Source organism: Devosia rhizoryzae, assembly GCF_016698665.1.
Lineage (GTDB): Bacteria > Pseudomonadota > Alphaproteobacteria > Rhizobiales > Devosiaceae > Devosia > Devosia rhizoryzae.
Window position 1 is genome coordinate 1,598,526 of the sequence record NZ_CP068046.1, and the last position, 25,047, is coordinate 1,623,572.

Here is a 25,047-nt window from a genome sequence, read left to right on the forward strand (position 1 = left end):
CAGACGCCGGATTTCATTGAACTTAAACGCATGTGACCGAAAATGCCCACACCCGAAGTGTGCCGGTAGTGTCTCATGTATCGCGTCGACCCTCAGAAGGCTATCACCGACCACGCCACGCGGCAGCCGGTCGACCAGGAGCAGCGGCTGACGCCGCAGGCGGAAGCGATCATCGCCGCGCCGGTTGAATCTTCTCTGTCAGGGACGGTCATTACAGGTGTAGCCCAGGTGGCCGAGGCCGCACTTCTGGCGCTGCTGGGCTATGGCATTCACGCCGCCTACATCAATCCCAACAGCGACGCGGTCTACATCCCCGTCATTCTGACGACGGTGCTTTTGGCCAACGTCGTCTTTAATGCCGTTCGCCTCCACCGCATCTCTGCCTACCGCACGCTTTACTCGCAGCTGGGACGGATCATCGGCGCCTGGACGGCGGTGATGGTCGTGCTGATGGTTGGCGTGTTCCTGTTCAAGGCGAGCGACCTGATCTCGCGCTTCTGGCTGATCACCTGGCTCCTATCAGGCGCCGGGACGCTGGTTATTTACCGCATGCTGTTGCGCATCCTGGTGCAGCGCTGGACTGAGCAGGGCCGGCTGAAGCGGCGGACGGCGATCGTTGGCGGCGGAAACGACGCGGCCATCCTGATCCAGCAGATCCAAGCTGGCGCATCGCGCGACATCAACCTCCTGGGCCTTTTCGACGACCGCGAGGGCGAGCGTTCGCCGGACGAGGTTCTAGGCCACAAGAAGCTCGGTCGAGTGTCGGACCTGATCGAATTCGCGCGGCGCACGCCCGTCGACCTCGTCATTGTCTCCATGCCCCTTTCGGCAGAAAAGCGCGTGCTCGACATGCTGACCCAGCTTTGGGTGCTGCCGGTCGACATCCGGCTTTCAGCCCATTCGAGCAAGCTCAAGTTCACCGAAAAAGCCTATTCCTATGTCGGCGAATTGCCGGTTCTCGACATGGCGGACCGGCCGATCTCGGACTGGAACCTGGTGTTCAAGGCAGTCTTCGACCGCGCCGTTGCGCTCTTCGCGCTGATCCTGCTGTCGCCAGTGATGATCATCACCGCAATCGCCATCAAGCTCGAGAGCAAGGGACCCGTCCTGTTCCGGCAGAAGCGGCATGGCTTCAACAATGAGCTGATCGACATCTACAAGTTCCGCTCGATGTATACCGACCGGACCGACGCCAACGCATCCAAGCTCGTGACGCGGGACGATCCGCGCGTGACCCGTGTTGGCCGTTTCATCCGCAAGACGTCGATCGACGAACTGCCGCAGCTCTTCAATGTACTCAAGGGCGAGCTGTCGGTGGTCGGTCCGCGTCCGCATGCGCTGCACGCCAAGGCGGATAACAAGCTCTATTATGAAGCGGTGGAAGGCTATTTCGCTCGCCATCGCGTCAAGCCGGGAATCACTGGCTGGGCGCAGATCAATGGCTGGCGGGGCGAGACCGACACGATCGACAAGATCATGCAGCGCGTGAACCACGACCTTTATTATATCGAGAACTGGTCGATCCTCCTCGATATCTACATTCTGGTGATGACGCCGATCCGCCTGTTCACCTCCAAGAACGCCTATTGAGCGGGCCTATGAGGAAGGCACTTTTGGGCACGGCTGGTATGGCGGCGCTGTTCGCTTGCGGGATGCCCGGCGCGTCTGCGCAGACCATGGGTGAACTGTGCATCGAGTGCCTCAGCATTCGCGTGGGTCCGCCGGTCGTGGTACGCGGCCCCTTCCCCGATGAACTGGACGCCTCGTTTACCGCGCTCCGCCTGCCCGACGGCAGGATCCGCGGCTTCAGCGCCAATGGCGCGACTTATGCGGTGGATGGCGTTGACATCTATGACATGGGTGGCGAGCGGCGGGCCGTGCTCGAACCCGGCAACCCCGGTGAGCCCGAGGAATGCGGGCGCTGGCTGACCTCGACCGTGCGCAATGGCGACGAGGTTCTGGGCTTCGTGCATCAGGAAAGCATCTGCAATTATGGGCCGGGCGGGCAGACCGACAAGACAATGGCCATCGCTCGGTCGCTGGACGACGGGCTCACCTGGACGGATCTCGGAACGGTCATCAGCGGTGCGGACGCGCCCAAGGTGGGTTTCACCACCGGCGAAGGCGACTGCTCGATGCTCGATGGCGGGGACGGTTTTCTCTACGCCTATTGCCTCAGGGCCAGCGACTGGCAGACCATTGTTGCACGCGCGCCCTTGGGCCTGCCGACCGACTGGCGCAAATATTTTGAAGGCAGCTGGACCGAGCCGGGCCTCGATGGACACGCCACCGATATCGGTTTTGTGGGGACGGGTGCAGGATATCTCCGCGACTTCGATCTGGTGGCCGCGGTCGCCAACGATCCTTGGTTTGGCGGGGTGCGGTTGTCGCTGTCGCGCGACAAGCTCGAATTCGCCGATGTTGCCGAACCGATCCTGCCGGTGGATGGCACCGAGTGGGAGCGTCCGGCAAAGACCGAGCTGGTTGGCTATAGCACCATCGTGGATCCCGAAACCGGCAGCAATTCCGTCGGGCAGCGGTTCCTCCTCAGCTATATCTTCGTGCCGTCCGACAAGGGTTTCGAGGACCGCTACCTCGTGCACCAGGAAGTGTCGCTGACGGTCGAGCCAGGGGCGCCGCTGGTCCAGGCCGGAATTGCGCTGACGCGATATGTCGACGATGAGAACCGCTTCGTGACCTCGACTGGGCCGCAGACGGGGGAGCGTGCCGGATACCGGCAGGACGCCGTCGTGGCACATCTTCTGACCAAGGCACCGGAAAATATTGCGAGCCGCAAGATCGCCGAATGTTCCAGCGATTGGGCGGGGCATCTCGACCAGATGCTGGCAGAAGACGGCAGCTGTGCCGATTATTCACGTGACCGCACGGCGGGCTGGCTCTTTGCGGATGAGCAGGCCGGCAGCGTGCCGGTTTACCGCTGCTATGCGGAAGACCGGCAGACCCACTTCGCTTCGGCTGCAGCCGATTGCGAAGGCCTCGGCGCGATGGAATTCGTGCTCGGATACGGATTGGCACCATGACCACTCTCGACTCCCGCGATGGCGGGCAAGCTCTCGGCACGACCTATGGCGGGCTTCGCTTCGCCCTTTTTTCGACCCGCAATGCGGTGTTCTGGATTGCCGTTTTAGCGATGAACTATACGCTGATGCGACCCTCGCCGGTCGATCTGCTGTTCATTCTGTCGTTCCTATTCACGCTTGCCCATATCGTCCTGCAGCCCCAGGCCATCATCTCCCGCCGGGCCTTGTTCCTCACGCTGCTCCTGGGCTCATGGGCCGTGTTCTTCATCCTGCCGTCGCTGGCGTTTCTCAGCGAACCCTTCGTGATCTTCGAATTGATCGCCAAGACTTTCGCCATCTCGATTGCCTTTGTCGCCGCCTTCGTGTCGATGACCTGGAAGCAGCGGCATTTTGAGACCTTCATGAAGGTCTATATCGTCTCCTGCTGTATCGGCGGCGTTCTGGGGACAATCGGTTTCCTGACGCAGATGCAGCTTCTGACCTGGGACGGCCGTGCCAAGGGCCTGATCGACGATCCCAACATGTATGGCTCGTTCCTCATTCCCGGCATCGTTTTTTGCGCCTATTTCCTCTCCAAGGGGCGCGGCGGCACGCTTTATTACCTCGGCTGCATGGCATTGATCATGCTGGGCATTTTCCTGTCCTTCTCGCGCATTGCCGCGGTCGCCATGATCTTCTGCCTCCTCGTCTATCTGGTCTTTCACTACCGGAAGAACCCCCGCCGATTGTTCATGGTGCTGGGGGGCGTGGTCGTGATCGGCGCCCTCCTGTTCGCAATCGCGAGCGTAAGCTCCGCGGAGTTCACCGCAAAGCTGCTGGACCGTTTGACCTTCGCCAAGGCTTATGACCTTGGTGAACAGGGCCGCTACAATCGCTACCTGCTCGTGATCCCGATGATCCTCAGCAATCCTCTCGGGGTTGGCGTGCTGCAGCTCGAGAAGGTCTTCCCTGAACCGATCCACAACATTTGGCTGAGTTCATTCGTGAACTACGGATGGGGCGGCGGGTTCACCTGGCTGACGCTTGTGATCTCGAGCGTCGTCATCTCCATCCACAATTACTGGCGCACGCGCAACGAGATCACGATTGCGCTGCTGATCGGACTGATCGGCGTCGTCATGTGTTGTTCGCTGCACGAGGGCGAACATTGGCGCCATATGTGGCTGGCCTTCGGCATGGTCTGGGGTGTCAATGCCTACAATCTTGGGCTGGCGACGCGGCAGCGGCCAGCAGAGCAGACCCCTGCCCCGGCAAAGGCTCAACCGCGCACGAGATAGCGCTCGGCGAGTTCGGCCGTGCCTTTCGCAAAGCCCGGCACGTGGTGTTGCGCCAACTTGGTTTCGGCATGCGTGCCGATCCAGGCGAGGAGCGCGAGGCGACGCAGCAAGATCATGGAATCGAGCGAGGCGATGTCCGCTGGGCTGAGAGGCCGCACTTGCTGGTAGGCCTGGAGCCATGCCCTCCGAAGTTCCGGCACGGATGGGTGCGTCTCGTAAAACGAGATTGAGGCGGCAAAGTCATAGGTGAACCAGCAAAAGCCCGAGTCATCGAAATCGATGAGGCTAACGGTGTCGCCGTCGACGAGCAGATTGCCGAGGCGCATATCGGCGTGGATCAGGCCGTATTGCTCAGGGTCGGCGCCATAGGCATCGAGGTTTCTTCGAAGGATTTTGACAGCTTGTTCGATAAGCGGTCGATTGGCACCGTTTACTCCTGGGGCGACGCGCCAGTTGCCCCAAAGCCCATCGGCATCAAGGATGGACGCGGCATTCCAGGCTTGGCGCGTGAAGGCCGGGGGTCGCTGCCAGGTAATCGCGTGCTGGTGCAGCGTTGCGGCATAGGTGCCAAGTTTGGCAAAAAGCCCGGTGAGGTCGCTGCCCATATCCGGCTCGGTGCCGCGAATGAAGCGGAAGAGCACTGCGTAGCGCGGCTCGCCTCCTGAGGTCCTGAAGTGCTGCAGCATAAGGCCATTGGCCCCCGGCACCGGCTCTGCGATGGGCAGGTCCGTGTCGCGGCGCAGCGCCTGGAGCCAGGCGAGTTCGCTGTCGATGGTTTCGGGGCTCTGATAATCCGGACGATGGACGCGGAGCGTATAGTCGCCGAAGCGAAACGTGTGATTTTCCGAATGGTTGATCAGCCGTCCCGTCGCCCCGGCAAGCTGGGGCCAAAGCGCGATGGCATCTCGCAGGTCATGCGGATCAAGCGGCATGGAAATCGACACTTTGGGTGAAATGGTCGGAGCGACAGGATTTGAACCTGCGACCCTTTGTCCCCCAGACAAATGCGCTACCAAGCTGCGCTACGCCCCGACTGGGCGGACCAATAATCAACCCACCGGAAGAGCGCAACCCTCAATTTCGGTGGCGGAGGGATTGTGAGGCTTGCCAAGCGGGCAAGGCAACCGGATGTTACCTTCGACATTGGGTAGATTACAGCAGGAGAAACTCATGAACGCTCGTTCCAACGACCCTGAACTCGACTTCGTCGGCGGCTTCGCCATGCTGGCAGGCGCTATCTGGTTGATCGGCGCGGCGACGTTGATCGCCATGGTCATGCTCGGTCAGGGCCGCGTCTAAAGCGCTGCCCGGTGTGCAAGGTCGCGCGCCGTTATTGCGGCGACGGGCCGACCTCGCACGTCGCGACGGAAATCGCTTGGCGACGTGCCTGCGACCTTACGGAATGATTTGTTGAAGGCGCTGAGCGAACCGAAGCCGCTATCCATGGCAATGGTCAAGACGCTGGCGTCGTCGCGCATCAACATGGCCTGCGCATAAGACAGGCGCATCAGGTTGACATAGTCGTTGAGCGTCATTCCCGTCGACTTCTTGAAGACGGTCATCGCGTATTTGGGGTGGATGTCGGCCGCCACCGCAATATCGATGGAATCGATCTCTTCGCGGAAATTCTCTGCGATGTATTCGCAAATGCGCACGACGATAGGCGAGGTGTGGTGATCGAGGCCGCCGTTGTCCTCGACGGCACGCAATTCGGGCAAAAGACTGTAGGGCGAGAAGCGGATCCGCTCGATGCGCAACAGCAGTTCATCGACGGCGAGGCTCGCCTTTATCGAATCGCCAGAGCGGGCATAGGCATTCCAGCGGGCGAAGTTGATCGGATCCGAAGCATCGGTCGCGTGCGTGACCAGGGTTGCACCCTTCATCAGCTTGGCCTGCACATCTGACGGCAGGCGCAAGCGGAAAAAGTGCACCAGCGGCAAGTGTCCGCCTGCGTAGACCAGGTCCTCCGACCCCTCATCGAGCCAATGCGGCTGCCCGCCCCAGAACAGCGCAAGATCGCCCTGGCTGAACGTGGCTTCGTGCCCGCTCATCTTGTAATGGGCCCAGCCGCGAACGATGAAATTGATCTCGACCTGAGCGTGCCAATGGGCTGCCCGCATGATCAGCGGCGCGCCATGGAACATCTGCAACTCAGTCGGGAGGCGTTCGACGCCGTCCACGAGTGGCTCGTAATATACGCGACCGTCCATCTTACTTTCCGCCAATTCCGCATACCGATTAAGAGCGACGCGGCGATTAGTATGACTAGCTTAGGTAGGGCTCGGAGGAAGAGCAAACAAAAAGGGAGGATACTATGTCTCGCACCACTTCGCGGTGGACCCGCGCGCTTGCCGTCACCATGACCGGCATCAGCTTGTTCACCGTTGCCGCCGCTTCGGCTGGCGAAATCACCGTCTGGGCCTGGGACCCGAACTTCAACGGCGCCACCATGAACAAGGCTGCCGAAATCTACAAAGCAGACCATCCCGACACGACCGTGACCGTTGTCGACTTCGCCAAGGCCGACCTCGAGCAGAAGCTTCAGGCGCAGCTTGCCTCCGGCACGACCGACGGTCTTCCCGACATTGTGCTGATCGAAGATTACGGCGCGCAAAAATACCTCCAGTCGTTTCCGGGCGCCTTCGAGCCGCTGACCGACAAGATCGATTATTCCAACTTTGCTCCCTACAAGGTCGAACTCGCGACGCTCAACGGCCAGACCTATTCGGTGCCGTTCGACTCCGGCGTTACCGGCCTTTTCTATCGTTCCGACGTGCTCGAAGAAGCCGGCTATACCGCCGCCGACCTCGCCGATATCACTTGGGATCGCCTGATCGAGATCGGCACCGATGTGAAGGAAAAGACCGGCAAGGTGCTGCTGCCGTTCGACCCCAATGATGCAGGCATCATCCGCATCATGATGCAATCAGCTGGCTCCTGGTATTTCAACGCCGATGGCAGCGTGAACATCGCCGACAATGCCGTGTTCAAGGAAGCGCTCTCGACCTATCAGGATCTGGTCGCCTCGGGCATTACCAAGCCGGTCGCAGGCTGGACCGAATATACCGGCTCGTTCACTTCGGGTGACACCGTTGCCACGCCGACCGGCGTCTGGATGGTGGGCACGATCAAGGCCAATGCCGATCAGTCGGGCATGTGGGGCATTGCTCCCCTCCCCAAGCTCGACGGCGTTGAAGGCGCGACGCACGCCTCCAACCTCGGCGGCTCGAGCTGGTATGTCCTCTCGTCTGCTCCCAACAAGGAAGAGGCGATCGATTTCCTCGCAACAATTTGGGGTTCGGACGCTGACTTCTACCAGGAGATCCTGGTCAACCAGGGTGCGGTCGGTTCGCTGATGGCGGCGCGCGAAGGCGCAGCTTATTCCGAAAGCGACGACTTCTTCGGCGGCGAACCGGTTTGGCAGAACTTCTCCGATTGGCTCGGCCAGATCCCGGCGGTCAACTACGGCATCTTCACCAATGAAGCCGATGCCGCCGTGATCGCCCAGATCCCTGCCCTGACATCGGGCGGCAATGTGGACGAGATTGCTGCCGCGATCGACGCCCAGGTCCGCCAGCAGGTCCAGTAACACCCGGTTCCCGGAGGGGGCTCGCCGCCTCCGGCCTCCCGCGGCTCCGCGCTTTCGAGTGCGGAGCCGTTGGCGACGCGCATTCTGAGGGGGTTAGCAGGTGGCGCAATCACAACTGGCTCGCAGCGAGCAGATCAATGGCTGGGCGTTTGTTGCGCCGGCGTTGATCCTGCTTGGCCTTTTCATGATCTATCCGATCTTGTGGTCGCTTTGGATGAGCTTGCAGACCGGACGGGGCATGGTGATGAGCTTTGGCGGCTTCACCAATGTCATGCGACTGACTCAAGATCCGGTGTTCCTCCGGGCGCTGACAAATACGCTGACATTCCTCGCGATCCAGGTGCCGATCATGCTGATCCTGGCCCTGTTATTCGCCAATGCGCTGAACGACAGCAAACTTTGGGGCCGCAGCTGGTTTCGTACCGCTATCTTTTTGCCCTGCGTGACATCGCTGGTCGCCTATTCGGTCGTCTTCCGCTCGATGTTTGGGCAGGAGGGCATCATCAATGACATGCTGATGAACCTTGGTCTAATTGGATCGCCCATTCCGTGGTTGGCCGATCCGTTCTGGGCCAAGGTCGTCATCGTCGCCTCCATCACCTGGCGATGGACCGGCTACAACATGATCTTCTATCTCGCCGCCATGCAGAACATCGACCGCTCGATCTACGAAGCGGCGCGCATCGATGGCGTGCCGGCCTGGGCGCGGTTCTGGTATCTGACGGTGCCGATGCTGAAGCCGGTGATCCTTTTCACCACCGTGATTTCGACCATCGGCACGTTGCAGCTCTTCGACGAACCCAACCTCATTACCCTCGGCGGGCCATCGGACTCGACGCTGACGCTGTCGCTCTACATCTATAATCTCAGCTTCAAGTTCATGCCGAGCTTCGGCTATGCGGCGACGGTCTCCTATGTGATCGTCGTGCTGGTGGGCATCCTCAGCGTCATCCAGTTCTTCCTGGCACGGGATCGGCGCGCATGAGCAATCCCCTCGCCCCGATCGGCCGTGCCGCCCAATATGTCCTGCTCGCGCTGGCAGCTTTCGTCTCTATTTTTCCCTTCTACTGGATGGTGGTGGGCGCCACCAACACTTCGGCCGATGTGACGCTGGGCAAGGCTAGCTTCGGCACCGCCTTGTTCGACAATATCGGCAAGCTGGTCACAACGCTCGACCTGCCCCGGCTCATGTTCAACTCGTTCTTTATCGCGGGGGTGGGTACCGCCCTGACGCTGGTGATTTCGTCGCTGGCTGGTTACGGGTTCGAGATCTTCCGGTCGCGCTTTCGCGAAAAGGTCTTTGCCGGGTTGTTGCTGATGCTGTCGGTGCCGTTTGCGGCACTGATGATCCCGCTTTTCATCATGATGGCGAACCTCAAGCTCATCAACACCTACCAGGCGATCATCCTGCCTTCAGTCGCCTCGATCTTCATCATCTTCTACTTTCGCCAGGCGACGAAGGCGTTTCCGCACGAACTCCGTGACGCCGCCAAGATCGATGGCCTCAAGGAATGGCAGATCTTTCTTTTCGTCTACATGCCGGTGATGCGCTCGACCTATGCGGCGGCGACGATCATCGTCTTCATGACGCATTGGAACAATTATCTTTGGCCGCTCATCGTCCTGCAGACCAATGAGATGAAGACGCTGACGCTGGCCACCGCCAGCCTGATCTCCGCCTATGTGCCGGACTGGGGTGTCGTCATGGTCGGCGCGATCCTTGCCACCCTACCTACCCTCATCATTTTCTTCCTGCTCCAGCGCCGCTTCGTCGAAGGCATGCTGGGCGCTGTCAAATAGGTGCAATGGTCATGAGCAGCGTAACTCTTAGAGGCGTTCGCAAATCCTTCGGGTCGCTGGAGGTGATCAAGGGCGTCGACCTCGACATTGCAGCGAAAGAGTTCGTCGTCTTCGTCGGGCCGTCGGGCTGCGGCAAGTCCACGCTCTTGCGCATGATTGCCGGGCTCGAGCCGATCTCCAAAGGTGACCTCGAGATCGGCGGCAAGCGCATGAACGATGTCGATCCGTCCCAGCGTGGCATTGCCATGGTGTTTCAGACCTATGCGCTTTATCCGCACATGACGGTGCGGGAAAACATGGGCTTTGCGCTCCGCTTCGCGCGCGTGCCCAAGGAGCAGATTGCGCGTCAGGTCGATGCTGCGGCCCGCATATTGGCGCTTGGTCCCTTGATGGATCGCTATCCCAAGGAGCTCTCGGGTGGCCAACGGCAGCGTGTCGCCATCGGGCGTGCCATTGTCCGCAATCCGGACGTCTTTCTCTTCGATGAGCCGCTGTCCAATCTTGATGCCGAATTGCGCGTGCATATGCGCATCGAGATCGCGCGACTGCACAAGGAACTGCAAACCACTATCATCTATGTGACGCATGACCAGGTCGAGGCCATGACGCTGGCCGACAAGATCGTCGTGCTGCGCGACGGCCTCGTGGAACAGATCGGCAAGCCGCTCGACCTTTACGACGATCCCGCCAACCAGTTCGTCGCTGGCTTTATCGGCTCGCCGAAGATGAACTTCTTGCAGGCCAGGGTCGTGGATGCCGGCAACGGTCACGCCACGGTGGCGCTTCGCGATCATCCCGAAGCGCGACTGACCATGATGGTCACCGGCGTTTCGGCGGGCGAGGAGGTCCTGCTCGGCGTGCGACCGGAACATTTCGGCGCGCCCAACGCCGGGGATGCCAATCTCACGCTCGAGATCGACGTGGCCGAGCATCTGGGCTCCACCAGCTATGTTTATTCCCGCACCGACGGCGAGCCGCTGATCATCGAGCGTGAAGAGTCCCGGCGCGAGATCGGACAGGGCCGGATCACGGTCTCGATCAGCGCCAGTCAGGCTTACCTTTTCAACAAAAACGGGCAGCGCATCCGCTGATCCCCTTCCTTCTGGTATAGGACTGCAATCATGTCTGAAAAAATCCGCTGGGGCATCATCGGCCCGGGCAGCATTGCCAAGTCGTTCCGCGCCGGGCTGGCCGCAAGCCAAAGTGGGGAACTGGCAGCGATCGCGACGCGTAGCCCTGACCGCCCGGGGCTTGCTGAAGATTTTCCGGGCGCACGGATCGTCCATGGCTATGACGCACTTCTGGCCGACAAGGAGATCGACGCGGTCTATATCGCCGTGCCTCATACCGGCCATGCCGAATGGGCGATCAAGGCGGCGCAGGCGGGCAAGCATGTGCTGGTTGAAAAGCCCTTGGCACTCTCTGCCTATGAAGCAGACGCCGTATTCCACGCCCACCGCAAGGCCGGAACCTTTGCGGGCGAAGCCTTCATGTACCGCCTCCACCCGCAGACGGCCAAGATTGTCGAGCTGATCAAGGCCGGCACGATTGGTGAGGTGCGCATGATCCAGTCGAGCTTCGGCTTTTCAATGGGCAAGTTCCAGCCGCAGCACCGGCTGTTTGCGTCCGACCTTGCCGGCGGCGGCATTCTCGATGTGGGCGGCTATCCGGTCTCGATGGCGCGGCTTATCGCGGGCGCTGCGATCGGAGAGCCCTTTGCCGATCCGGTCAGGGTTGCGGGCGCAGCGAGCCTCAATGCAGAAGGCACCGACGACTGGGCCGCGGCGCTGCTCACCTTCGAAAACGGTATCGTGGCGCAGGTGAGTTGCGCCGTCATGGCTAATCTCGACAACGTCCTTCGCATCCATGGCTCGGAAGGCAGGATCGAAGTGCCCGATTTCTGGTTTGCAGGCGGAAATCGCGATCAGGGTTTGGGCAAGATCGACATCATCAAGAAGGGCCATACCGAAACCATCAGCGTCAACGAAACGCGACACGTGTTCTCGTTCGAGGCTGAAGCCGCATCACTGGCGATCCGGGAAGGCCGCAAGGAGTTCAACAATCCCGGCATGAGCTGGGACGATACTCTGGGCAATCTGCGGGTGCTCGATAAGTGGCGGGCCGATGCCGGGATCGAGTACTCGGTGGAATCAGCGGCCAAGCGCGTCAACACGCTGGAAAATCGGCCGCTTGGCGGCAATGTCGGTACGATCCCCAAGCGTGCGATCCCAGGCCTCGACAAACCAGCTTCGGCCGTGGCGCTCGGCTTTGAGGATTTTCGTAGCTTCGCCTCCGGCGCTATCCTCCTCGACGCCTTTTGGGAACAGGGCGGCAATGTTTTCGATACCGCCTTCGTCTATGGCAGCGGCTATACCGAAAAGCTTTTCGGGCAGTGGCAGCGCAATCGTGGCGTGCGCGAAGAGGCCGTACTGATCGGCAAGGGGGCGCACTCGCCTCTCTGCTATCCCGATGTGATCGGCAAGCAGCTGACACAATCGCTCGACCGGCTACAGACCGATTATGTGGACGTCTACTTCATGCACCGCGACAATCTGGATGTTCCGGTCGGGGAGTTCGTCGATGCCATGGATGCCGAGGTCAAGGCGGGCCGCATTCGCGGGCCGTTTGGCGGATCGAACTGGACACGCGAGCGCTTCGACGAGGCCATCGCCTATGCAGAGCGCGCCGGCAAGACCAAGCCGCAGGTCTTGAGCAACAACTTCTCGCTTGCCGAAATGCTGGACCCGATCTGGTCGGGCTGCGTCACCGCGGGCACGGCAGACTTCAAGCAATGGCTGACTGACCGCCAGGTGACGAACTTCTCCTGGTCGAGCCAGGGTCGAGGCTTCTTCACCGAGGCGGCCGGGCGCGACAAGCGCGACAACCAGGAGCTGGTGCGCGTTTGGTACAATGAGCAGAACTTTGGCCGCCGCGACCGGGCGATCGAGCTGGCAAGACAGCTCGGACATTCACCCATCCATGTGGCGCTGGCCTATGTGCTAGCGCAGCCCTTTCCCAGCGTGCCGCTGATCGGTCCGCGCCGGTTGGTTGAGCTCGAAGACAGCCTCAAGGCCTTTGAAATCCAGCTGACGCCAGAACAGGTGGCTTGGCTGGAACAGGGCTGACCTCTTCCCTCCCCAACTCAAAGCCCCGGCAATCCGGGACTTTTTTATTCCTCGGCAAAGGTCGCGATGGTTGCGGTCTTGGATAGGTGCACCAGACGCAGTGCGGCGAGGAAGCAGAGGATGGCGAATCCGATGCCCACGGCGAACAGCGGCACGATTGCTGCAAGCATGGATTGTTGTGTCGTAGCAGTCGCGTAGCCGGCCGCATTGGCAGCGACACCGGCCAAGGCGGCACCCAGGGCATTGCCGGCAGATTGGGTGGTTGGCAGCAGGGCGGAGGTGCGGTCGCGTTCGGCGTCGGAGCTTGATTCCATGATGGTCAGCATGATGTAGCCATTGGAAATGCCGAAGCCCATGCCGATCAGCAGCTGACCCACGATCAGCACAACGGGTTGTGCAAGTTGCAGACCGGTGAGAACACTTATGAGCCCAAATGCTAGCAGAACCGGGCCTGTGCGTATGAGAATGCGGCGGGTGGAGCGTTTGCGCACATTTGCCACGGTGACCGAGGACAGGCTCCAGCCGATGGCCATGACGGCACCCACGATGGCGGCGTGGGTCGGACCGTAGTTCCAGACCTGTTGCAGGATAAGGACGAGGTAGACGCCGGTCGTAGCGCCGGCGATCGGCATCAGCAGAAACATCCAGAGGCCTGACCCGACAGCGGTGCGGAACGAGAAGGCGTCGGGCGGCATGAGGCGTTCGGCGCTCCGACGATCGAGCCAGACCGCGGCAGCGAGGACGACGGCTGCAGCAACGAGGAGCGCCAGCGCTTGGGCGGCTGGCGCGACAGCGGCGAGGGCGACCAGCATGGTGCCGCCGCCGATAGCCAGGAGGCGAAGGCCGGGGAAGCCGTGCTCATCCACGGGCTTGTCGCCGCGCGGGACGACGGCCAGTACCATGGCGCAAAAGATCAGGACGAGCGGCACGTTGATGAGGAAGGCGGCGCGCCAGGAGATGAGTTCGGTCAGCGCCCCGGCGCCGGCAGGCCCGCCAAAAGCGGCGACCGCCCAGACCACCGCCTGCATGCCGAAGACCTTGGGAACAAGGCGGCTGGGGAAGAGTTCGGGGATCAAGGCGAAGCAGAGGGCTGCGACGACGCCCTCCCCCAGGCCCTGGATGGCGCGTCCGGCTAGAACCTGGGTCATGTCGCCGGCGACGGCAGCGATCAGGGTGCCGGCGAGGAACATGCCGGCCATGCTCAGCAGCGACCAGCGCGAGCCCAACCGGCGTTTCAACATGGCGGCGGCCGCACCGCCGACAATGGCGAAGACGAGATAGAGCGTCGTTGCCCAGGAGATCACCTCGACGCCACCAAGTTCCTGCACGGCGGAAGGGAGAGCGGTCGAGGACAAAAACGCGTTGAAGGCAAAGAGCGAGACGCCGAGGCAAAGGATCAGCGTCACCGGCAGATAGCGCGGGCCAAAGATTTCGGCCCAGCGGCCTTCGACGGTTTCGGTCATGGCGGTCTCGGAAGGTGATCATTGGCTGAGTATTTTAGTGCGGCAGCTTTGGGAAGCGCTTTGCTCTACCAGTTGCCCGATCGGCGCACAGTTACACCCTTGTGCTCCCTTGCCCACCCGGCGCCACTGCCCTAGATTTGCGGTCGCAGGCTTGGCCTGCAATGTTCTCAGGGCGGGGTGCAATTCCCCACCGGCGGTAAGGCAGCGATGCCAAGCCCGCGAGCGCCCTCGGGTCAGTCCCGAGGGGTCAGCAGATCCGGTGTGATTCCGGAGCCGACGGTATAGTCCGGATGAAAGAGAACGGGATCAAGCGCCTTGCCGGGCGCGCGTGGCCTATTGGCGGCGCCATTCCGGCTCGTCGTCTCCCGTAACCCTGAGGAAACTGGTTACGGAAAGGACGACTATGAACCAGATTTCCTCTACCTACCGCAGCCACGCCACTTCGGGCGCGCTGTTCATGCTGGTCGCGAGCCTAGCGTTTGCCGGCAGCAATACCTTGCAAGCCGTGCTGCCCACGCCGGCCGAATATGGCGGCTTCGGCATGAGCTCGACAGGCATGGCCTTCTGGCAGTACTTGATCGCCTCGGTGCTTGCACTGCCCCTGATCCTGAGGATCGGTCTTGGCAATCTGCGCACGCGACACCCGCTCGCCCATGAGTTGCGTGCCTTTGCTTCGGCGCTGGGCGTGCATGTGTTTGTTTATGGCTACGCTTCAGGCGTGCCGATCTGGCAGATGGTGACGCTGCTGGCGACGGGTCCGCTGTTTATCATCATCGGCTCGACGCTGTTCCTGGGCGAGCGTGCTTCGCCGGCACGTATCGCCGCGGCGATGACGGGTTTTGCTGGGGCGATCATCGTTTCCGGCATCGGTGCGGAAGGGCTGGGCTGGCAGGCGCTGGTGCCGATCGTGGCGGCGGCGCTGTGGGCGGTGACCGACGTCTTGACCAAGTACCTGGTGATGCGCGGCGAGCGCCCCGAGACGCTGACCATTTCCCTTCTCGTACTGATGACGCCGAACCATCTCGCGATCCTGCTGCTGGTGAACGCCCTGGGTGGCATCTTGCCTGCGGGGATGGCGACTGGTTTTCCGTTTGCTCTTCCGAGCGGAGACGGGCTCTGGCTGCTGTTGCTGCTGGGCGCGCTGACCGCGGCAGCGCAGTACTTGCTGGCCTTTGCCTACAAGGTGGCCGATGCGGTCTACTTGCAGCCTTTCGGCGATATAAAAGTGCCGCTCAGCGGCCTGATTGGCTGGGTGGCCCTGGGTCAGGTGCCGTCGGCCTGGTTCTGGCCCGGCGCCCTGCTGATCGTGGGTGCTTCGGCCTTTATCTATTGGGTCGAGCATGGCCAGCACCGTCGCGGAAGGATGATGCCGGCCTAAAATCTTCGAATCCCGGCAAGGCTTTGTGCTAGAGCCTTGCCACATAGATTCAAGCACAGGACCCCGCCATGGCGCTCAAGGAAAACGACCTCAAGTGGTTCAAACCGATGTGGCGGCGCGTGGCCGTCGCGGTGTTCTTGACGCTGTGGCTGGGTTGGGAACTGCTTTTCACGCAGGACATGTTCTGGGCGCTGCTGGTGGGCGCGGCGCTCGCCTATGTGGCGTGGAATTTCTTTTATGCTTATCCGCGGGATACGGAAGTGGTGGAGCCGGTGGCACCACCGGTGGAGCATAGCGAAACCCGTGATGACGACGGGCGGCCTTAGCTTTTGCCCCGCCTACTTCAAAAAACTCGATGTCATCCCCGCGGAGGCGGGGATCCATCCTGAGATCTCGGGATGGGCCCCGGGTCAAGCCCGGGGTGACAGCCGGTGGGTGTGGAAACTGTGTGACAACTTCGCCCCCGTGATAGCCGGAGGTTGGGTGGGCGTGCCAAGTCTTTAATGCTCTCGCGCGCGCTCCAGGAGCCGCTTGCACTCCAGCAGTTCGCGCAGCACTTCGGAGAGCTTTTCGCGGGACTCGGCGTCGAGCGCCGGGCTGGCGAGCATTTCGGCTTCTTCGAGTTCAGCCTCGTCTCCGGCTTCTTCGGCCTGTTCGATCAGCGGCAGGATTTCGTCCAGCGGCTTGCCCTCGCCCACGGCAATGACATAGCGCGGCCCCTGATCCTTGAGGATCTTCTGGACGCCCTTGATGGTGAAGCCCTGATCGTAAAGGAGGTGGCGAATGCCGCGCAGCAGCAGCACGTCTTCCGGCCGGTAATAGCGGCGCCCGCCGCCGCGTTTCAGCGGCTTGATGGTGGCGAAGCGTGTTTCCCAGAATCGGAGGACGTGCTGGGGAAGATCGAGTTCCTCAGCGGCTTCAGATATGGTGCGAAACGCGTCTGGCGACTTGTCCAAACCGCCGGTCTCCCCCTGCCAGAGCAGAGTGCAGACTCAGCACATGCCCTGAAAAGCCTTACTTTCCAGCAGCAACCATAGACTTGTTGATCTTGGACTTCAACACGTTGGACGGTTTGAACACAAGAACCTGCCGCGGCAGAATCGGGACTTCTTCGCCGGTCTTGGGATTGCGGCCGATGCGTTCGTTTTTCGAGCGAACCTGGAAGGAGCCGAATGAGGAGAGTTTGACATTGGCGCCGGTGACCAGCGCGTCGGTGACGAGTTCGAGCACGCGCTCGACAAGTTCGGCCGACTCGGTTCGGGAAAGGCCGACAGAGCCATAAACCGCTTCTGCCAGATCGGCGCGCGTCACTGTCTTCTGTGTCATTCGGACCCCCGTTTTCCTCAGGTCGAGCAATGTCGCGCCGCAGGAGGCACAACATAGAGACTTCCGAACGCGACCCCCGCCGTATTCGGTGTAGCGCCAAAGCGGCTAAGTCCCGCCAGCGACGCTAAATTCCAAACGCCTAAACCTTAACGCCTTGCAAGCTTTGCGGTCAATGCAGTGCGGGCTTTACCAGCGAATGAGCGAGGCGCCCCATGTGAAACCGCCGCCCATGGCTTCGAGCATGACGAGATCGCCCTTCTTGATTCGACCATCGGCGACGGCAACACCGAGCGCCAGCGGCACGGAGGCAGCCGAGGTGTTGGCGTGGCGATCGACGGTGATGATCACCTTTTCAGGCGGCAGGCCGAGCTTGTTGCCCGCCCCTTCGATGATGCGGCGATTGGCCTGGTGCGGCACGAACCAGTCGAGGTCATCGACGGTATGGCCGGACTGTTCGAGGGTCGCATAAACGACGTCGGTGATCTTGCCGACGGCGTGACGGAAGACCTCAGGGCCCTGCATGTGAACGTGACCTGTCGTGCCGGTGGTCGAGGGACCGCCATCGACATAGAGCTTGTCCCAGTGCTTGCCATCGGAGCGCAGAGCCGAGGCGATGACGCCGCGCTCAGGTTCGTCGTCAGCAAGATCGACGCGTTCCATCACCACGGCGCCGGCACCGTCGCCGAACAAGACGCAGGTGGTGCGGTCGGTCCAGTCCAGCAGACGCGAGAAGGTCTCGGCGCCGATCACCAATGCGCGCTTGGCAAGGCCGTTCTTGATGTAGCTGTCCGCCGTGGTGACGGCGTAGACAAAACCGGAGCACACGGCCTGAATGTCGAAGGCGAAGCCGTGGTTCATGCCGAGCTTCATCTGCACCAGCGTGGCGGCAGCAGGGAAGGTGTAGTCGGGCGTTGTGGTGGCGACGACGATGAGGTCGATGTCCTCGATCGTGAGGCCGGCATTGTCGAGCGCAGCACGCGCTGCAGCGGTCGCCAGATCGGAGGTGAACTCGCCTTCGGCGGCGATATGGCGCTCCTTAATGCCGACGCGCTGCTGGATCCACTCGTCGGACGTGTCGACGGTCTTGGCCAGTTCTTCATTGGTGACGGTGCGTGCCGGCAGGTAGCTGCCGACACCGCTGATGACGGAGCGAATTCTGGTCACGCCGAATGAACCTCGGTCTCGGGCGGCACATCGGGTGTGGCCCTGGTTAGGGGAAAGCTCTTCATCGTGTCGCCGATCTTGTCCATCAGGCGGTTGCGCGCCATGCCGTGGGCGAGGCTCAACGCGCTCTTGTAACCGATCTCGTCGGTGCCGCCATGGGATTTGATGACGATCCCATTGAGGCCCATGAAGACGCCGCCATTGACGGTGCGCGGGTCCATGCGGCGTCGAAGGTCAGAAAGGGCAGAGGAAGCGAACAGTGCGCCGAGCTTGCTCAGCCAATTGGCGCTGAGGGCGCTGCGCAGATAGGAGCTGACCTGGCGGGCAGTGCCTTCGGCAGTCTTGAGCGCGATATTGCCGACAAAACCTTCGGTGACGACGACGTCGACCGTGCCCTTGCCGATATCGTCGCCCTCGACAAAGCCGTGATAGGTGAAGCCGGCGCCGCTGGCCTGGGCAAGGATCTTACCGGCTTCCTTGATGTAGTCGAGGCCTTTGACTTCCTCGGTGCCGACATTGAGCAGGCCGACCGTCGGTTTTTCGGTGTTGAGCAGCGCCCGGGCGAGGGCGGAGCCGAGGATCGCGTAATCCACCAGCTGCTCGGCATCCGCGCCGATGGTCGCGCCCATGTCGAGAACGATGATGTCGGAGCGCAGCGTCGGCCAGATGGCGGCGATGCCGGGGCGGGAAATGCCTTCCATGGGGCGAAGGCAGAAGGTGGCCATGGCCATCAGCGCGCCGGTGTTCCCACCTGAGACCGCAACATCGGCATCGCCGTCCTTGACCGACTGAATGGCCATCCACATCGAGGACGTGCCGCGGCCCTTGCGCAGGGCCTGGCTGGGCTTTTCGTCCATGGCGATCACGGTTTCGCAATGACGGACGGTCGAGACGGGTTTGAGCGCGGGAAATTCGGCGAGCAGCGGAGCGATCTGCTCCTCGCGACCGTGAAAGATGAAGCGCGTCTCGCCGCGATCCTTAAGGAGGAGATTGGCCCCATGCAGCACGGCACGCGGGGCGTGGTCGCCACCCATGGCATCCACGGAGATCGTAATAGAATCGGTCATTTCAGCCCGTTTTTCGGCCCGCTGGGCGGGGCTAGAACATATAACATCGCCCGGTCGGCGCAACCCCTGGAGGGCGGATCAGCTCTTATCGGGGTCTTCGCCCTTGAGCCGCGCGAGCTGGGCAAAGGGGCTTTCTTCCGCATCGCCGGTGGGCAATCCGAGCGCGTCGAGCGACTCGCCGGGCAAGCGCGGATAGGGATCGAGACCAAGTGCTAGCGTTTCGAGCAGGAGCGCGCTGAGATCGACTTCGGGGCCATCGATATGGTCGGGAAAATCGTCGTCTTCGAGATCGACGAAGACTTCCGAGCCGGGCGCCGGTGCCTGCGCCTCGCGTGGCGCGGGCAGGAAGACGCGGTCGATCTCCTCGAAGACGGTTTCGGCGACGGGCTCGAAGCTGACGGTTGAGGCCTGTGTGACCTCGGCCTCGAGCTTGCCCTGTGCCCTAAGGCCGCCGCGTAGCGGGACGACGGTCAGGTGGGCGACGAAGCGCTCGACGGACAGGATGTTCATGGCCTCGGCGATGGCGGCGCGTTCGGCCTCGCTGGCGTCGACATCAACGGAGCGGCCGCCCGATGGCAGGCGATCGATGCGGACGATGGCATCAAAGATCGGTGTGTCGCGCTGGCTCATGCGGCGGCCTCGAAGGCGATGGCGCCTTTGGTGATGGCTTCGACCGGCTGGGTGGCCAGCGTTGCATCCCGCTCGATGATGTAGCTGGCGAGCGTTGCCGAATGCTCGGGTTCGCCGCCATCGAAGATGTTGCGCGAAATGACACCGGCGAGCGCCGCCTGATCGTTGCGATCGATGGCTTCGTTCATGGCGGCGAGGAGGCCGAAGAAGATGTTGCCCATCTTCTGGATCTTTTTGGGAACCGCAAGGTCCCCTACCCCCATTTCGCGCAGCGAACGGTCCATGTCTTTGAAGAACAGGTCGAAAACCGCCTGGCTGAAATCCTTGGCAGATTGCGGGCCATGCCGGAGGCGGCGGAACAAAAGCGCCATGTGGAGGCTGATCATGTCGAAGCGGCCGGTCACCGTATCCGGTACGCCCCACTGGGCATAAAAAACCGGCTGCCGGGATTGCGCCACAATGGAATTATAGACGGCGTAAACCGGCTCTGTGGCAGAGTTCTTGCGAAACAAGGACAAGATCATGGGATTGCGTCCAGCGTCGGTATGGGTCAAACACGGGCGAAACGGAAGCGGGCGGATGCCTGCTTGCCAGACTGTTGGGTTGACAGTTACACATTCCGGCGGCCAAGGGGCACGCGCCTCGTTGTCACGCCTATAGTCGAGAGCCATCGGGAAAGTCAAATTCATGCTCCTGCCTTTTGCCAAAGCATCTGTTGCTGCCGCCGTTCTCGCGGTCGCCCTCGCCGGGTGCACCAGCAGCACGTCTCTGGTGACCAAGCGTACGCAGGGCTATGAAATCCCCGCTTCGGCGCTGCAACAGATCCGCGTCGGCCAGAGCGAACAGCTGGTGACGCTGGTGCTGGGGTCGCCGATGTCGACCAACAGTTTCGGCGACCAGACGGCCTGGTATTATGTCGAGACCAAGGTCAACCAGACTTCGTTCGGCATGGCCATGGTGCAGGAGCGCACGGTTCTTGCCATCTATTTCGACAAGAACAAGAAGGTCGCCGACCGCGCGGTTTATACGCTCAAGGACGGCAAGGTCATCCCGATCGAAAGCCGCCGCACGCCATCATTTGGCGAGGACGCGACCTTTATTGACAGCATCCTGTCGTCGTTCTGATCGAACAAAATTCTAGAAAAAGCCCCGGCCGGTGCCGGGGCTTTTTTGTTTCTACCAGTTGCTTTCGAGCGCCTCGCGCGCCTGGTCATCGCTCCAGTCGGCAGGAACCCAGACGCCGACCTTTTCGCCGTTCTGCTCGACATGGGCATGGCGCATCGGCGTGCTGCCGGAGGCCCCCTCCTCCGCATGGTCGTATTGGGAATGGGTGTGGGAGAATTGCTGGCCGCGCTGGCGGCCAGCGTCGAGCCACGTGCCGGTGAATTGATTGTCTGCTGCGCTCATCTTGGGCCTCGTTGTTTTGAGGACAACGCGCCAGAGCGAAGCTTGCTCCAGTGTCTATTCGACGGCAGGGACGGTCTTGGCGATCGAGTCGAGCGCCGCATTGACCATGCCGCTCGCATCGTCTTCGTAGAAGGCGCGGGCGACATCGACATATTCGGTGATTACCACCTTGGACGGGATATCGCGGCGGCGGAGAAGTTCGAAGGCCGCGGCGCGGAGGATGGCGCGGAGGGTGGCGTCGACGCGTTCGATGGGCCAGCCTTCCGACAAGGCCTTGTCGACGGCGGGGTCGATCTGAAGCTGATGCTTGGTGACGCCGCCTACGATCTGGCGGAAAAAGTCCGCGTCAGCCGGAAGGTATTGCTCGCCCTCGATCTCGCGGCCGAGGTGGAAGGCGCCGAACTGCGCCAGCGTGTCTTCCAGCGTCTGGCGGCCCACATCCATCTGATAGAGCGCCTGCACGGCGGCGAGACGCGCCGCACCGCGCTGGTTGGCAGAGCGCTGGCTCTCAGGATCGCGTTTGGGGAAGTCAGGCATTGTCAGTCCTCGTCGCCACTGATCGGGCTGTTGTTATCCGCAAGATGGGCCAGAAACGAGCGGAAGTCGTCAGCGGCGGAGAAGTTCTTGTAAACACTGGCGAAACGGACGAAGGCAACGTCATCGAGACCTTTCAAGCCTTCCATCACATATTCGCCGATCTGGTCGGAGGTGACCTCGACATCGCCCAGGCTTTCGAGTTGCCGAACGATGCCGGAGATCATCCGTTCCACCCGCTCCGGCTCCACCGAGCGCTTGCGAAGGGCGGTGTTGACGGAGCGAGCGAGCTTTTCGCGATCGAATGGCACTTTGCGGCCGGTCTTCTTGACCACGGTGAGTTCGCGCAGTTGCACGCGCTCGAACGTGGTGAAGCGCCCCCCACAGGCATTGCACACGCGACGGCGCCGGATAGCGCCCGAATCTTCGGTCGGGCGGCTATCCTTCACCTGAGTGTCGTCATTGCCGCAATAGGGGCAGCGCATGCGTGGCCTTTAGCTATAGATCGGGAAGCGCGCAGTCAGCGCCTTCACCTTTTCACGCACGGCGGCTTCGACCGAAGCATTGCCTTCATCGTCGTTGGCGACGCGCAGACCATCGAGCACTTCCACGATCAGCGAACCGATCTCTTCGAACTCGGCGGTACCGAAACCGCGGGTAGTTCCTGCGGGCGTGCCGAGCCGAATGCCCGAAGTGACGAACGGCTTTTCCGGGTCGAAGGGAATGCCGTTCTTGTTGGTGGTGATGAAGGCTCGACCCAAAGCTGCCTCGGCGCGCTTGCCCGTGGCGTTTTTCGGACGAAGGTCGACCAGCATCAGGTGGTTGTCGGTGCCGCCGGAGACGACATCCAGACCCTGCGCCTTGAGCGTATCGGAAAGCGCCCGCGCGTTTTCGACGATCTGCTTGGCGTAAGCCTTGAACTCGGGCTGTAGCGCTTCCTTGAAGGCCACGGCCTTGGCGGCGATGACATGCATCAGCGGGCCGCCCTGAAGGCCAGGGAAGACAGCCGAGTTGAACTTCTTGGCCAGCTCTTCGTCATTGGTCAGGATCATGCCGCCGCGCGGGCCACGGAGCGACTTGTGGGTTGTCGTGGTGCAGACATGGGCGTGCGGGATCGGCGATGGGTGGACGCCGCCGGCGACGAGGCCAGCGATGTGGGCCATGTCGACCATCAGGTAAGCGCCAATGGAATCAGCGATCTCACGGAAACGCTTCCAGTCCCAGATGCGGGAATAGGCGGTGCCGCCGGCAAGGATCAGCTTGGGCTTGTGCTCGTGAGCGAGGCGTTCGACTTCGTCCATGTCGAGCAGGTGGTCGTCACGGCGCACGCCGTAAGAAACGACATTGAACCACTTGCCGCTCATGTTGACCGGCGAGCCGTGGGTGAGGTGACCGCCGGAATTGAGGTCGAGACCCATGAAGGTGTCGCCGGGCTGCAGGAGCGCAAGGAACACGGCCTGGTTCATCTGCGAGCCGGAATTGGGCTGCACATTGGCGAAGTTGGCGCCGAACAATTGCTTGGCGCGGTCGATAGCAAGCGTTTCGGCGACGTCGACATATTGGCAGCCGCCGTAGTAGCGCTTGCCCGGATAACCCTCAGCATACTTGTTGGTCATGATCGAGCCCTGCGCTTCAAGTACGGCGCGGGACACGATGTTTTCCGAGGCGATCAGCTCGATCTCATGGCGCTGGCGGCCAAGTTCATTCTGGATGGCTTCCGCGATCTCCGGATCGGTCTCTGCCATCGTGTTAGAGAAGAACTGCGGAAAAAGCGACGATGTATGAGCGTTCATCGGTCGGATACCTCGCGGACGAGCAAATCGGTGAGCATGGCGGTGGCTTTATCACGCTGGGGCGTGAGATTGGAAGGCCGTAAGGGCTGTGCAGATTGCATGGGGCTCCCCTGGTTGCGGATGGGTGCCCAGGCGAGCGGCTCTTTTTAGAGCCTGATTTCAAACTCTACTCTGGCGGCCATCTGAGGCGGTCTTCTGCGCTTCCGGTGCTCACGTACCAACGTACGCTGCGCTCCGGTTCTCGAAAACCGCCAGATCTGACTCGCCATAGCGAGTTTCAAACAGGCTCTAAGTTTCGCGTTCCCCGATGGTTACCCATCTCTTCTCGCCAGTCGCGCGAACCGGAAGATTATGTCGTGGAACGCTGATGGGTGGAAGTGGAAAGTGTGTTCCGCACGACTCTTTGTGAAGACCTCTTCGGGAACACCTGGCGCCGATCACCATTAGCTCCACATGAACGTGGCAGCTTCCGCCACAGGAGCAAGAACATGAAGAAGTTTGTTGGCGTCGCTGTCGCACTTGCAGCCACCCTCACCACTGCTCTCCCCAGCCAGGCGCAGAATGTTACCTTGAGCTACGGCGAGCGCGTCCGTGTCGTTGAAACCTATTGCGACCGCAACCCGCGTGACCCTGACTGCTACGGCTATCGCGATGGCCGTTGGGGCCGCAACCAGTACAACCGCTTCTATGACAATCGCCGTACCGACCTGGATAGTGTTGCCGCTGGCCTCTTCGGCTTGACACTTGGTGCGATCGTCGGTGGCGCCATTGCCAATAGCAACAACAACCGCAATCAGGACGTCCTGGTTGGTCCGGCACGCGGCAGCAACGTGAATGTTGCAGCGTGCCAGGCGCGTTACCGCTCCTATGACGTGGGGACTAATACGTTCCTTGGCTATGACGGCGTGCGTCACCCCTGCAATCTCTAGTCAGCCATCATAAGGCTGACTTAGCGCCTAGGCGTATTTGGATGTCGAGAGCGCCGGTTCGGAGGATTTTTCCCCGAGCCGGCGTTGTAGTTTGGCAAGAGCCAGGCGCTGCATGTGACCGCGGTGGGCGTTTACCGGTGTGATGACGATGACCTCGGTGTCGGTGGCGACATCGATCGCCGCCACGCGCATCATCTGGCCGACCTGGGTGAACTCGAACAAGACTTCGCCGTCGCTCATGCTTGCCCCCTGCCCTCAGCGCCGCTTCATCGAAACAATTAAGCAGCAGCAAACTCGATTGTCACCCCGGCCTTGAGCCGGGGTCCATCTTGAGATCTCAGGATGGGTCCCCGCCTACGCGGGGACGACAGCCGGTGGCTGGGGAAAATGCCCGCCATTCGAGCTGCCACTCAAGCGTAGCTTTCGTGGCCTTCTCAGCTCGGAAAGCTCCACTGGAGCCTTCCGTCTACTGCGTAGACCGCCATCGAAGTCTCATGGCCTTGCTGCGCGAAATCGCTCCACTG

Annotated in this window: 27 protein-coding genes, 1 tRNA gene and 2 riboswitches; of the genes, 13 read left to right on the forward strand and 15 right to left on the reverse strand. The window is 61.4% G+C overall.

Features of this window, described 5'->3' with window-relative positions; genetic code table 11:
* The first annotated feature begins 75 nt into the window (after nt 1-75).
* From JI748_RS07945 to JI748_RS07955, 3 genes are read left to right on the forward strand one after another with little or no spacing between them, the layout of a single operon-like run.
* Nucleotides 76-1,590, forward strand: a complete 1,515-nt coding sequence (locus tag JI748_RS07945) for an undecaprenyl-phosphate glucose phosphotransferase (RefSeq protein WP_201636633.1) — start codon at nt 76-78, stop codon at nt 1,588-1,590.
* Nucleotides 1,591-1,598: 8 nt separating this feature from the next.
* Complete coding sequence (locus JI748_RS07950; RefSeq protein WP_201636635.1) at nt 1,599-3,041, forward strand: hypothetical protein; 1,443 nt, start codon at nt 1,599-1,601, stop codon at nt 3,039-3,041.
* Nucleotides 3,038-4,318 carry an O-antigen ligase family protein gene (locus JI748_RS07955; protein ID WP_201636637.1) on the forward strand — a complete coding sequence of 427 codons (1,281 nt, stop codon included), beginning with the start codon at nt 3,038-3,040 and terminating at the stop codon, nt 4,316-4,318. The genes JI748_RS07950 and JI748_RS07955 overlap by 4 nt, the downstream gene beginning before the upstream one ends.
* Here the strand turns inward: JI748_RS07955 and JI748_RS07960 are convergent.
* Entirely contained in the window at nt 4,300-5,250 is a 951-nt protein-coding gene (locus tag JI748_RS07960; RefSeq protein WP_201636639.1) for a phosphotransferase enzyme family protein, read from the reverse strand. The two genes, JI748_RS07955 and JI748_RS07960, sit on opposite strands and share 19 nt — an antisense overlap.
* Before the next feature lie 23 nt (nt 5,251-5,273).
* A tRNA-Pro gene (locus JI748_RS07965) sits at nt 5,274-5,350 on the reverse strand.
* A gap of 138 nt (nt 5,351-5,488) precedes the next feature.
* On the opposite strand from JI748_RS07965, the gene JI748_RS17495 reads away from it, so the two are divergent.
* The gene (locus JI748_RS17495) at nt 5,489-5,617 is read left to right on the forward strand and encodes a hypothetical protein (protein ID WP_267911610.1); all 129 of its coding nucleotides are present in this window, start codon (nt 5,489-5,491) and stop codon (nt 5,615-5,617) included.
* Here the strand turns inward: JI748_RS17495 and JI748_RS07970 are convergent.
* Nucleotides 5,614-6,528: a helix-turn-helix domain-containing protein gene (locus JI748_RS07970; protein WP_201636641.1), complete on the reverse strand. Its 915-nt coding sequence runs from the start codon at nt 6,526-6,528 to the stop codon at nt 5,614-5,616. The two genes, JI748_RS17495 and JI748_RS07970, sit on opposite strands and share 4 nt — an antisense overlap.
* Before the next feature lie 104 nt (nt 6,529-6,632).
* On the opposite strand from JI748_RS07970, the gene JI748_RS07975 reads away from it, so the two are divergent.
* The 5 genes from JI748_RS07975 to JI748_RS07995 all read left to right on the forward strand — a co-directional run bounded on the left by JI748_RS07975 (nt 6,633) and on the right by JI748_RS07995 (nt 12,832).
* Nucleotides 6,633-7,907, forward strand: a complete 1,275-nt coding sequence (locus JI748_RS07975; RefSeq protein ID WP_201636643.1) for an ABC transporter substrate-binding protein — start codon at nt 6,633-6,635, stop codon at nt 7,905-7,907.
* Between the two features lie 100 nt (nt 7,908-8,007).
* A complete protein-coding gene (locus JI748_RS07980) occupies nt 8,008-8,892 on the forward strand; it encodes a carbohydrate ABC transporter permease (protein WP_233280640.1) in 885 nt (294 codons plus the stop codon).
* On the forward strand, nt 8,889-9,707 hold the full coding sequence (locus tag JI748_RS07985; RefSeq protein ID WP_201636645.1) for a carbohydrate ABC transporter permease: 819 nt from the start codon (nt 8,889-8,891) through the stop codon (nt 9,705-9,707). Before JI748_RS07980 ends, JI748_RS07985 begins: the two co-directional genes overlap by 4 nt.
* 11 nt (nt 9,708-9,718) lie before the next feature.
* Complete coding sequence (locus JI748_RS07990; RefSeq protein WP_201636647.1) at nt 9,719-10,798, forward strand: ABC transporter ATP-binding protein; 1,080 nt, start codon at nt 9,719-9,721, stop codon at nt 10,796-10,798.
* A gap of 30 nt (nt 10,799-10,828) precedes the next feature.
* Nucleotides 10,829-12,832: an aldo/keto reductase gene (locus JI748_RS07995; protein ID WP_201636649.1), complete on the forward strand. Its 2,004-nt coding sequence runs from the start codon at nt 10,829-10,831 to the stop codon at nt 12,830-12,832.
* A gap of 44 nt (nt 12,833-12,876) precedes the next feature.
* On the opposite strand, the gene JI748_RS08000 is transcribed toward JI748_RS07995, so the two are convergent.
* A complete protein-coding gene (locus tag JI748_RS08000; protein WP_201636651.1) occupies nt 12,877-14,295 on the reverse strand; it encodes an MFS transporter in 1,419 nt (472 codons plus the stop codon).
* A 159-nt stretch (nt 14,296-14,454) separates the two neighbouring features.
* A riboswitch (FMN riboswitch) is annotated at nt 14,455-14,601 on the forward strand.
* A gap of 97 nt (nt 14,602-14,698) precedes the next feature.
* Between JI748_RS08000 and JI748_RS08005 the strand changes: the two genes are divergently transcribed.
* Nucleotides 14,699-15,673, forward strand: a complete 975-nt coding sequence (locus JI748_RS08005) for a DMT family transporter (RefSeq protein WP_201636653.1) — start codon at nt 14,699-14,701, stop codon at nt 15,671-15,673.
* A 68-nt stretch (nt 15,674-15,741) separates the two neighbouring features.
* On the forward strand, nt 15,742-15,999 hold the full coding sequence (locus tag JI748_RS08010; RefSeq protein ID WP_201636655.1) for a hypothetical protein: 258 nt from the start codon (nt 15,742-15,744) through the stop codon (nt 15,997-15,999).
* Between the two features lie 174 nt (nt 16,000-16,173).
* Here JI748_RS08010 and JI748_RS08015 read toward each other — a convergent pair whose 3' ends face one another.
* From JI748_RS08015 to JI748_RS08040, 6 genes are all read right to left on the reverse strand, one after another.
* Nucleotides 16,174-16,629 carry a MerR family transcriptional regulator gene (locus JI748_RS08015; RefSeq protein ID WP_164535308.1) on the reverse strand — a complete coding sequence of 152 codons (456 nt, stop codon included), beginning with the start codon at nt 16,627-16,629 and terminating at the stop codon, nt 16,174-16,176.
* A 58-nt stretch (nt 16,630-16,687) separates the two neighbouring features.
* Nucleotides 16,688-16,999 carry an integration host factor subunit alpha gene (locus tag JI748_RS08020; RefSeq protein WP_164535307.1) on the reverse strand — a complete coding sequence of 104 codons (312 nt, stop codon included), beginning with the start codon at nt 16,997-16,999 and terminating at the stop codon, nt 16,688-16,690.
* A 186-nt stretch (nt 17,000-17,185) separates the two neighbouring features.
* Nucleotides 17,186-18,163 (reverse strand): beta-ketoacyl-ACP synthase III, encoded by a 978-nt coding sequence (locus JI748_RS08025; protein ID WP_201636658.1) that lies wholly within the window; start codon nt 18,161-18,163, stop codon nt 17,186-17,188.
* Nucleotides 18,160-19,230 (reverse strand): phosphate acyltransferase PlsX, encoded by a 1,071-nt coding sequence (gene plsX / locus JI748_RS08030; RefSeq protein ID WP_201636660.1) that lies wholly within the window; start codon nt 19,228-19,230, stop codon nt 18,160-18,162. The genes JI748_RS08025 and plsX overlap by 4 nt, the downstream gene beginning before the upstream one ends.
* 78 nt (nt 19,231-19,308) lie before the next feature.
* Nucleotides 19,309-19,860 carry a YceD family protein gene (locus tag JI748_RS08035; protein ID WP_201636662.1) on the reverse strand — a complete coding sequence of 184 codons (552 nt, stop codon included), beginning with the start codon at nt 19,858-19,860 and terminating at the stop codon, nt 19,309-19,311.
* The gene (locus JI748_RS08040; protein ID WP_164535303.1) at nt 19,857-20,384 is read right to left on the reverse strand and encodes a ubiquinol-cytochrome C chaperone family protein; all 528 of its coding nucleotides are present in this window, start codon (nt 20,382-20,384) and stop codon (nt 19,857-19,859) included. Before JI748_RS08040 ends, JI748_RS08035 begins: the two co-directional genes overlap by 4 nt.
* Before the next feature lie 163 nt (nt 20,385-20,547).
* On the opposite strand from JI748_RS08040, the gene JI748_RS08045 reads away from it, so the two are divergent.
* Nucleotides 20,548-20,985 carry an outer membrane protein assembly factor BamE gene (locus tag JI748_RS08045; protein WP_201636664.1) on the forward strand — a complete coding sequence of 146 codons (438 nt, stop codon included), beginning with the start codon at nt 20,548-20,550 and terminating at the stop codon, nt 20,983-20,985.
* 51 nt (nt 20,986-21,036) lie between these two features.
* Here the strand turns inward: JI748_RS08045 and JI748_RS08050 are convergent, their stop codons facing one another.
* From JI748_RS08050 to glyA, 4 genes are read right to left on the reverse strand one after another with little or no spacing between them, the layout of a single operon-like run.
* The gene (locus tag JI748_RS08050) at nt 21,037-21,267 is read right to left on the reverse strand and encodes a hypothetical protein (protein WP_201636666.1); all 231 of its coding nucleotides are present in this window, start codon (nt 21,265-21,267) and stop codon (nt 21,037-21,039) included.
* 54 nt (nt 21,268-21,321) lie between these two features.
* Nucleotides 21,322-21,804, reverse strand: a complete 483-nt coding sequence (nusB, locus tag JI748_RS08055; protein WP_201636668.1) for a transcription antitermination factor NusB — start codon at nt 21,802-21,804, stop codon at nt 21,322-21,324.
* A gap of 2 nt (nt 21,805-21,806) precedes the next feature.
* Nucleotides 21,807-22,286 (reverse strand): transcriptional regulator NrdR, encoded by a 480-nt coding sequence (gene nrdR, locus JI748_RS08060; protein ID WP_201636670.1) that lies wholly within the window; start codon nt 22,284-22,286, stop codon nt 21,807-21,809.
* Between the two features lie 9 nt (nt 22,287-22,295).
* The gene (gene glyA, locus JI748_RS08065; RefSeq protein WP_201636672.1) at nt 22,296-23,594 is read right to left on the reverse strand and encodes a serine hydroxymethyltransferase; all 1,299 of its coding nucleotides are present in this window, start codon (nt 23,592-23,594) and stop codon (nt 22,296-22,298) included.
* Between the two features lie 277 nt (nt 23,595-23,871).
* Nucleotides 23,872-23,940: riboswitch (ZMP/ZTP riboswitch) on the reverse strand.
* A 142-nt stretch (nt 23,941-24,082) separates the two neighbouring features.
* Between glyA and JI748_RS08070 the strand changes: the two genes are divergently transcribed.
* On the forward strand, nt 24,083-24,523 hold the full coding sequence (locus JI748_RS08070; RefSeq protein ID WP_201636674.1) for a BA14K family protein: 441 nt from the start codon (nt 24,083-24,085) through the stop codon (nt 24,521-24,523).
* A 27-nt stretch (nt 24,524-24,550) separates the two neighbouring features.
* Here JI748_RS08070 and JI748_RS08075 read toward each other — a convergent pair whose 3' ends face one another.
* The gene (locus JI748_RS08075) at nt 24,551-24,763 is read right to left on the reverse strand and encodes a DUF6898 family protein (protein ID WP_201636676.1); all 213 of its coding nucleotides are present in this window, start codon (nt 24,761-24,763) and stop codon (nt 24,551-24,553) included.
* Between the last annotated feature and the right edge of the window lie 284 nt (nt 24,764-25,047).

Excerpts from the sequence above, each read along its gene's own strand:
- JI748_RS08070 (WP_201636674.1), top strand. The coding sequence starts at position 24,083 with ATGAAGAAGTTTGTTGGCGTCGCTGTCGCACTTGCAGCCACCCTCACC.
- JI748_RS07950 (WP_201636635.1), top strand. The coding sequence starts at position 1,599 with ATGAGGAAGGCACTTTTGGGCACGGCTGGTATGGCGGCGCTGTTCGCT.
- JI748_RS08040 (WP_164535303.1), bottom strand. The coding sequence starts at position 20,384 with ATGATCTTGTCCTTGTTTCGCAAGAACTCTGCCACAGAGCCGGTTTAC.
- JI748_RS07960 (WP_201636639.1), bottom strand. The coding sequence starts at position 5,250 with ATGCCGCTTGATCCGCATGACCTGCGAGATGCCATCGCGCTTTGGCCC.
- glyA (WP_201636672.1), bottom strand. The coding sequence starts at position 23,594 with ATGAACGCTCATACATCGTCGCTTTTTCCGCAGTTCTTCTCTAACACG.
- JI748_RS07990 (WP_201636647.1), top strand. The coding sequence starts at position 9,719 with ATGAGCAGCGTAACTCTTAGAGGCGTTCGCAAATCCTTCGGGTCGCTG.
- JI748_RS08000 (WP_201636651.1), bottom strand. The coding sequence starts at position 14,295 with ATGACCGAAACCGTCGAAGGCCGCTGGGCCGAAATCTTTGGCCCGCGC.
- plsX (WP_201636660.1), bottom strand. The coding sequence starts at position 19,230 with ATGACCGATTCTATTACGATCTCCGTGGATGCCATGGGTGGCGACCAC.
- JI748_RS08050 (WP_201636666.1), bottom strand. The coding sequence starts at position 21,267 with ATGAGCGCAGCAGACAATCAATTCACCGGCACGTGGCTCGACGCTGGC.
- JI748_RS07995 (WP_201636649.1), top strand. The coding sequence starts at position 10,829 with ATGTCTGAAAAAATCCGCTGGGGCATCATCGGCCCGGGCAGCATTGCC.
- JI748_RS08020 (WP_164535307.1), bottom strand. The coding sequence starts at position 16,999 with ATGACACAGAAGACAGTGACGCGCGCCGATCTGGCAGAAGCGGTTTAT.
- JI748_RS07945 (WP_201636633.1), top strand. The coding sequence starts at position 76 with ATGTATCGCGTCGACCCTCAGAAGGCTATCACCGACCACGCCACGCGG.
- nrdR (WP_201636670.1), bottom strand. The coding sequence starts at position 22,286 with ATGCGCTGCCCCTATTGCGGCAATGACGACACTCAGGTGAAGGATAGC.
- JI748_RS08075 (WP_201636676.1), bottom strand. The coding sequence starts at position 24,763 with ATGAGCGACGGCGAAGTCTTGTTCGAGTTCACCCAGGTCGGCCAGATG.
- JI748_RS08010 (WP_201636655.1), top strand. The coding sequence starts at position 15,742 with ATGGCGCTCAAGGAAAACGACCTCAAGTGGTTCAAACCGATGTGGCGG.
- JI748_RS08035 (WP_201636662.1), bottom strand. The coding sequence starts at position 19,860 with ATGAGCCAGCGCGACACACCGATCTTTGATGCCATCGTCCGCATCGAT.
- JI748_RS07985 (WP_201636645.1), top strand. The coding sequence starts at position 8,889 with ATGAGCAATCCCCTCGCCCCGATCGGCCGTGCCGCCCAATATGTCCTG.
- JI748_RS08005 (WP_201636653.1), top strand. The coding sequence starts at position 14,699 with ATGAACCAGATTTCCTCTACCTACCGCAGCCACGCCACTTCGGGCGCG.
- JI748_RS07975 (WP_201636643.1), top strand. The coding sequence starts at position 6,633 with ATGTCTCGCACCACTTCGCGGTGGACCCGCGCGCTTGCCGTCACCATG.
- JI748_RS07955 (WP_201636637.1), top strand. The coding sequence starts at position 3,038 with ATGACCACTCTCGACTCCCGCGATGGCGGGCAAGCTCTCGGCACGACC.
- JI748_RS07970 (WP_201636641.1), bottom strand. The coding sequence starts at position 6,528 with ATGGACGGTCGCGTATATTACGAGCCACTCGTGGACGGCGTCGAACGC.
- nusB (WP_201636668.1), bottom strand. The coding sequence starts at position 21,804 with ATGCCTGACTTCCCCAAACGCGATCCTGAGAGCCAGCGCTCTGCCAAC.
- JI748_RS17495 (WP_267911610.1), top strand. The coding sequence starts at position 5,489 with ATGAACGCTCGTTCCAACGACCCTGAACTCGACTTCGTCGGCGGCTTC.
- JI748_RS08045 (WP_201636664.1), top strand. The coding sequence starts at position 20,548 with ATGCTCCTGCCTTTTGCCAAAGCATCTGTTGCTGCCGCCGTTCTCGCG.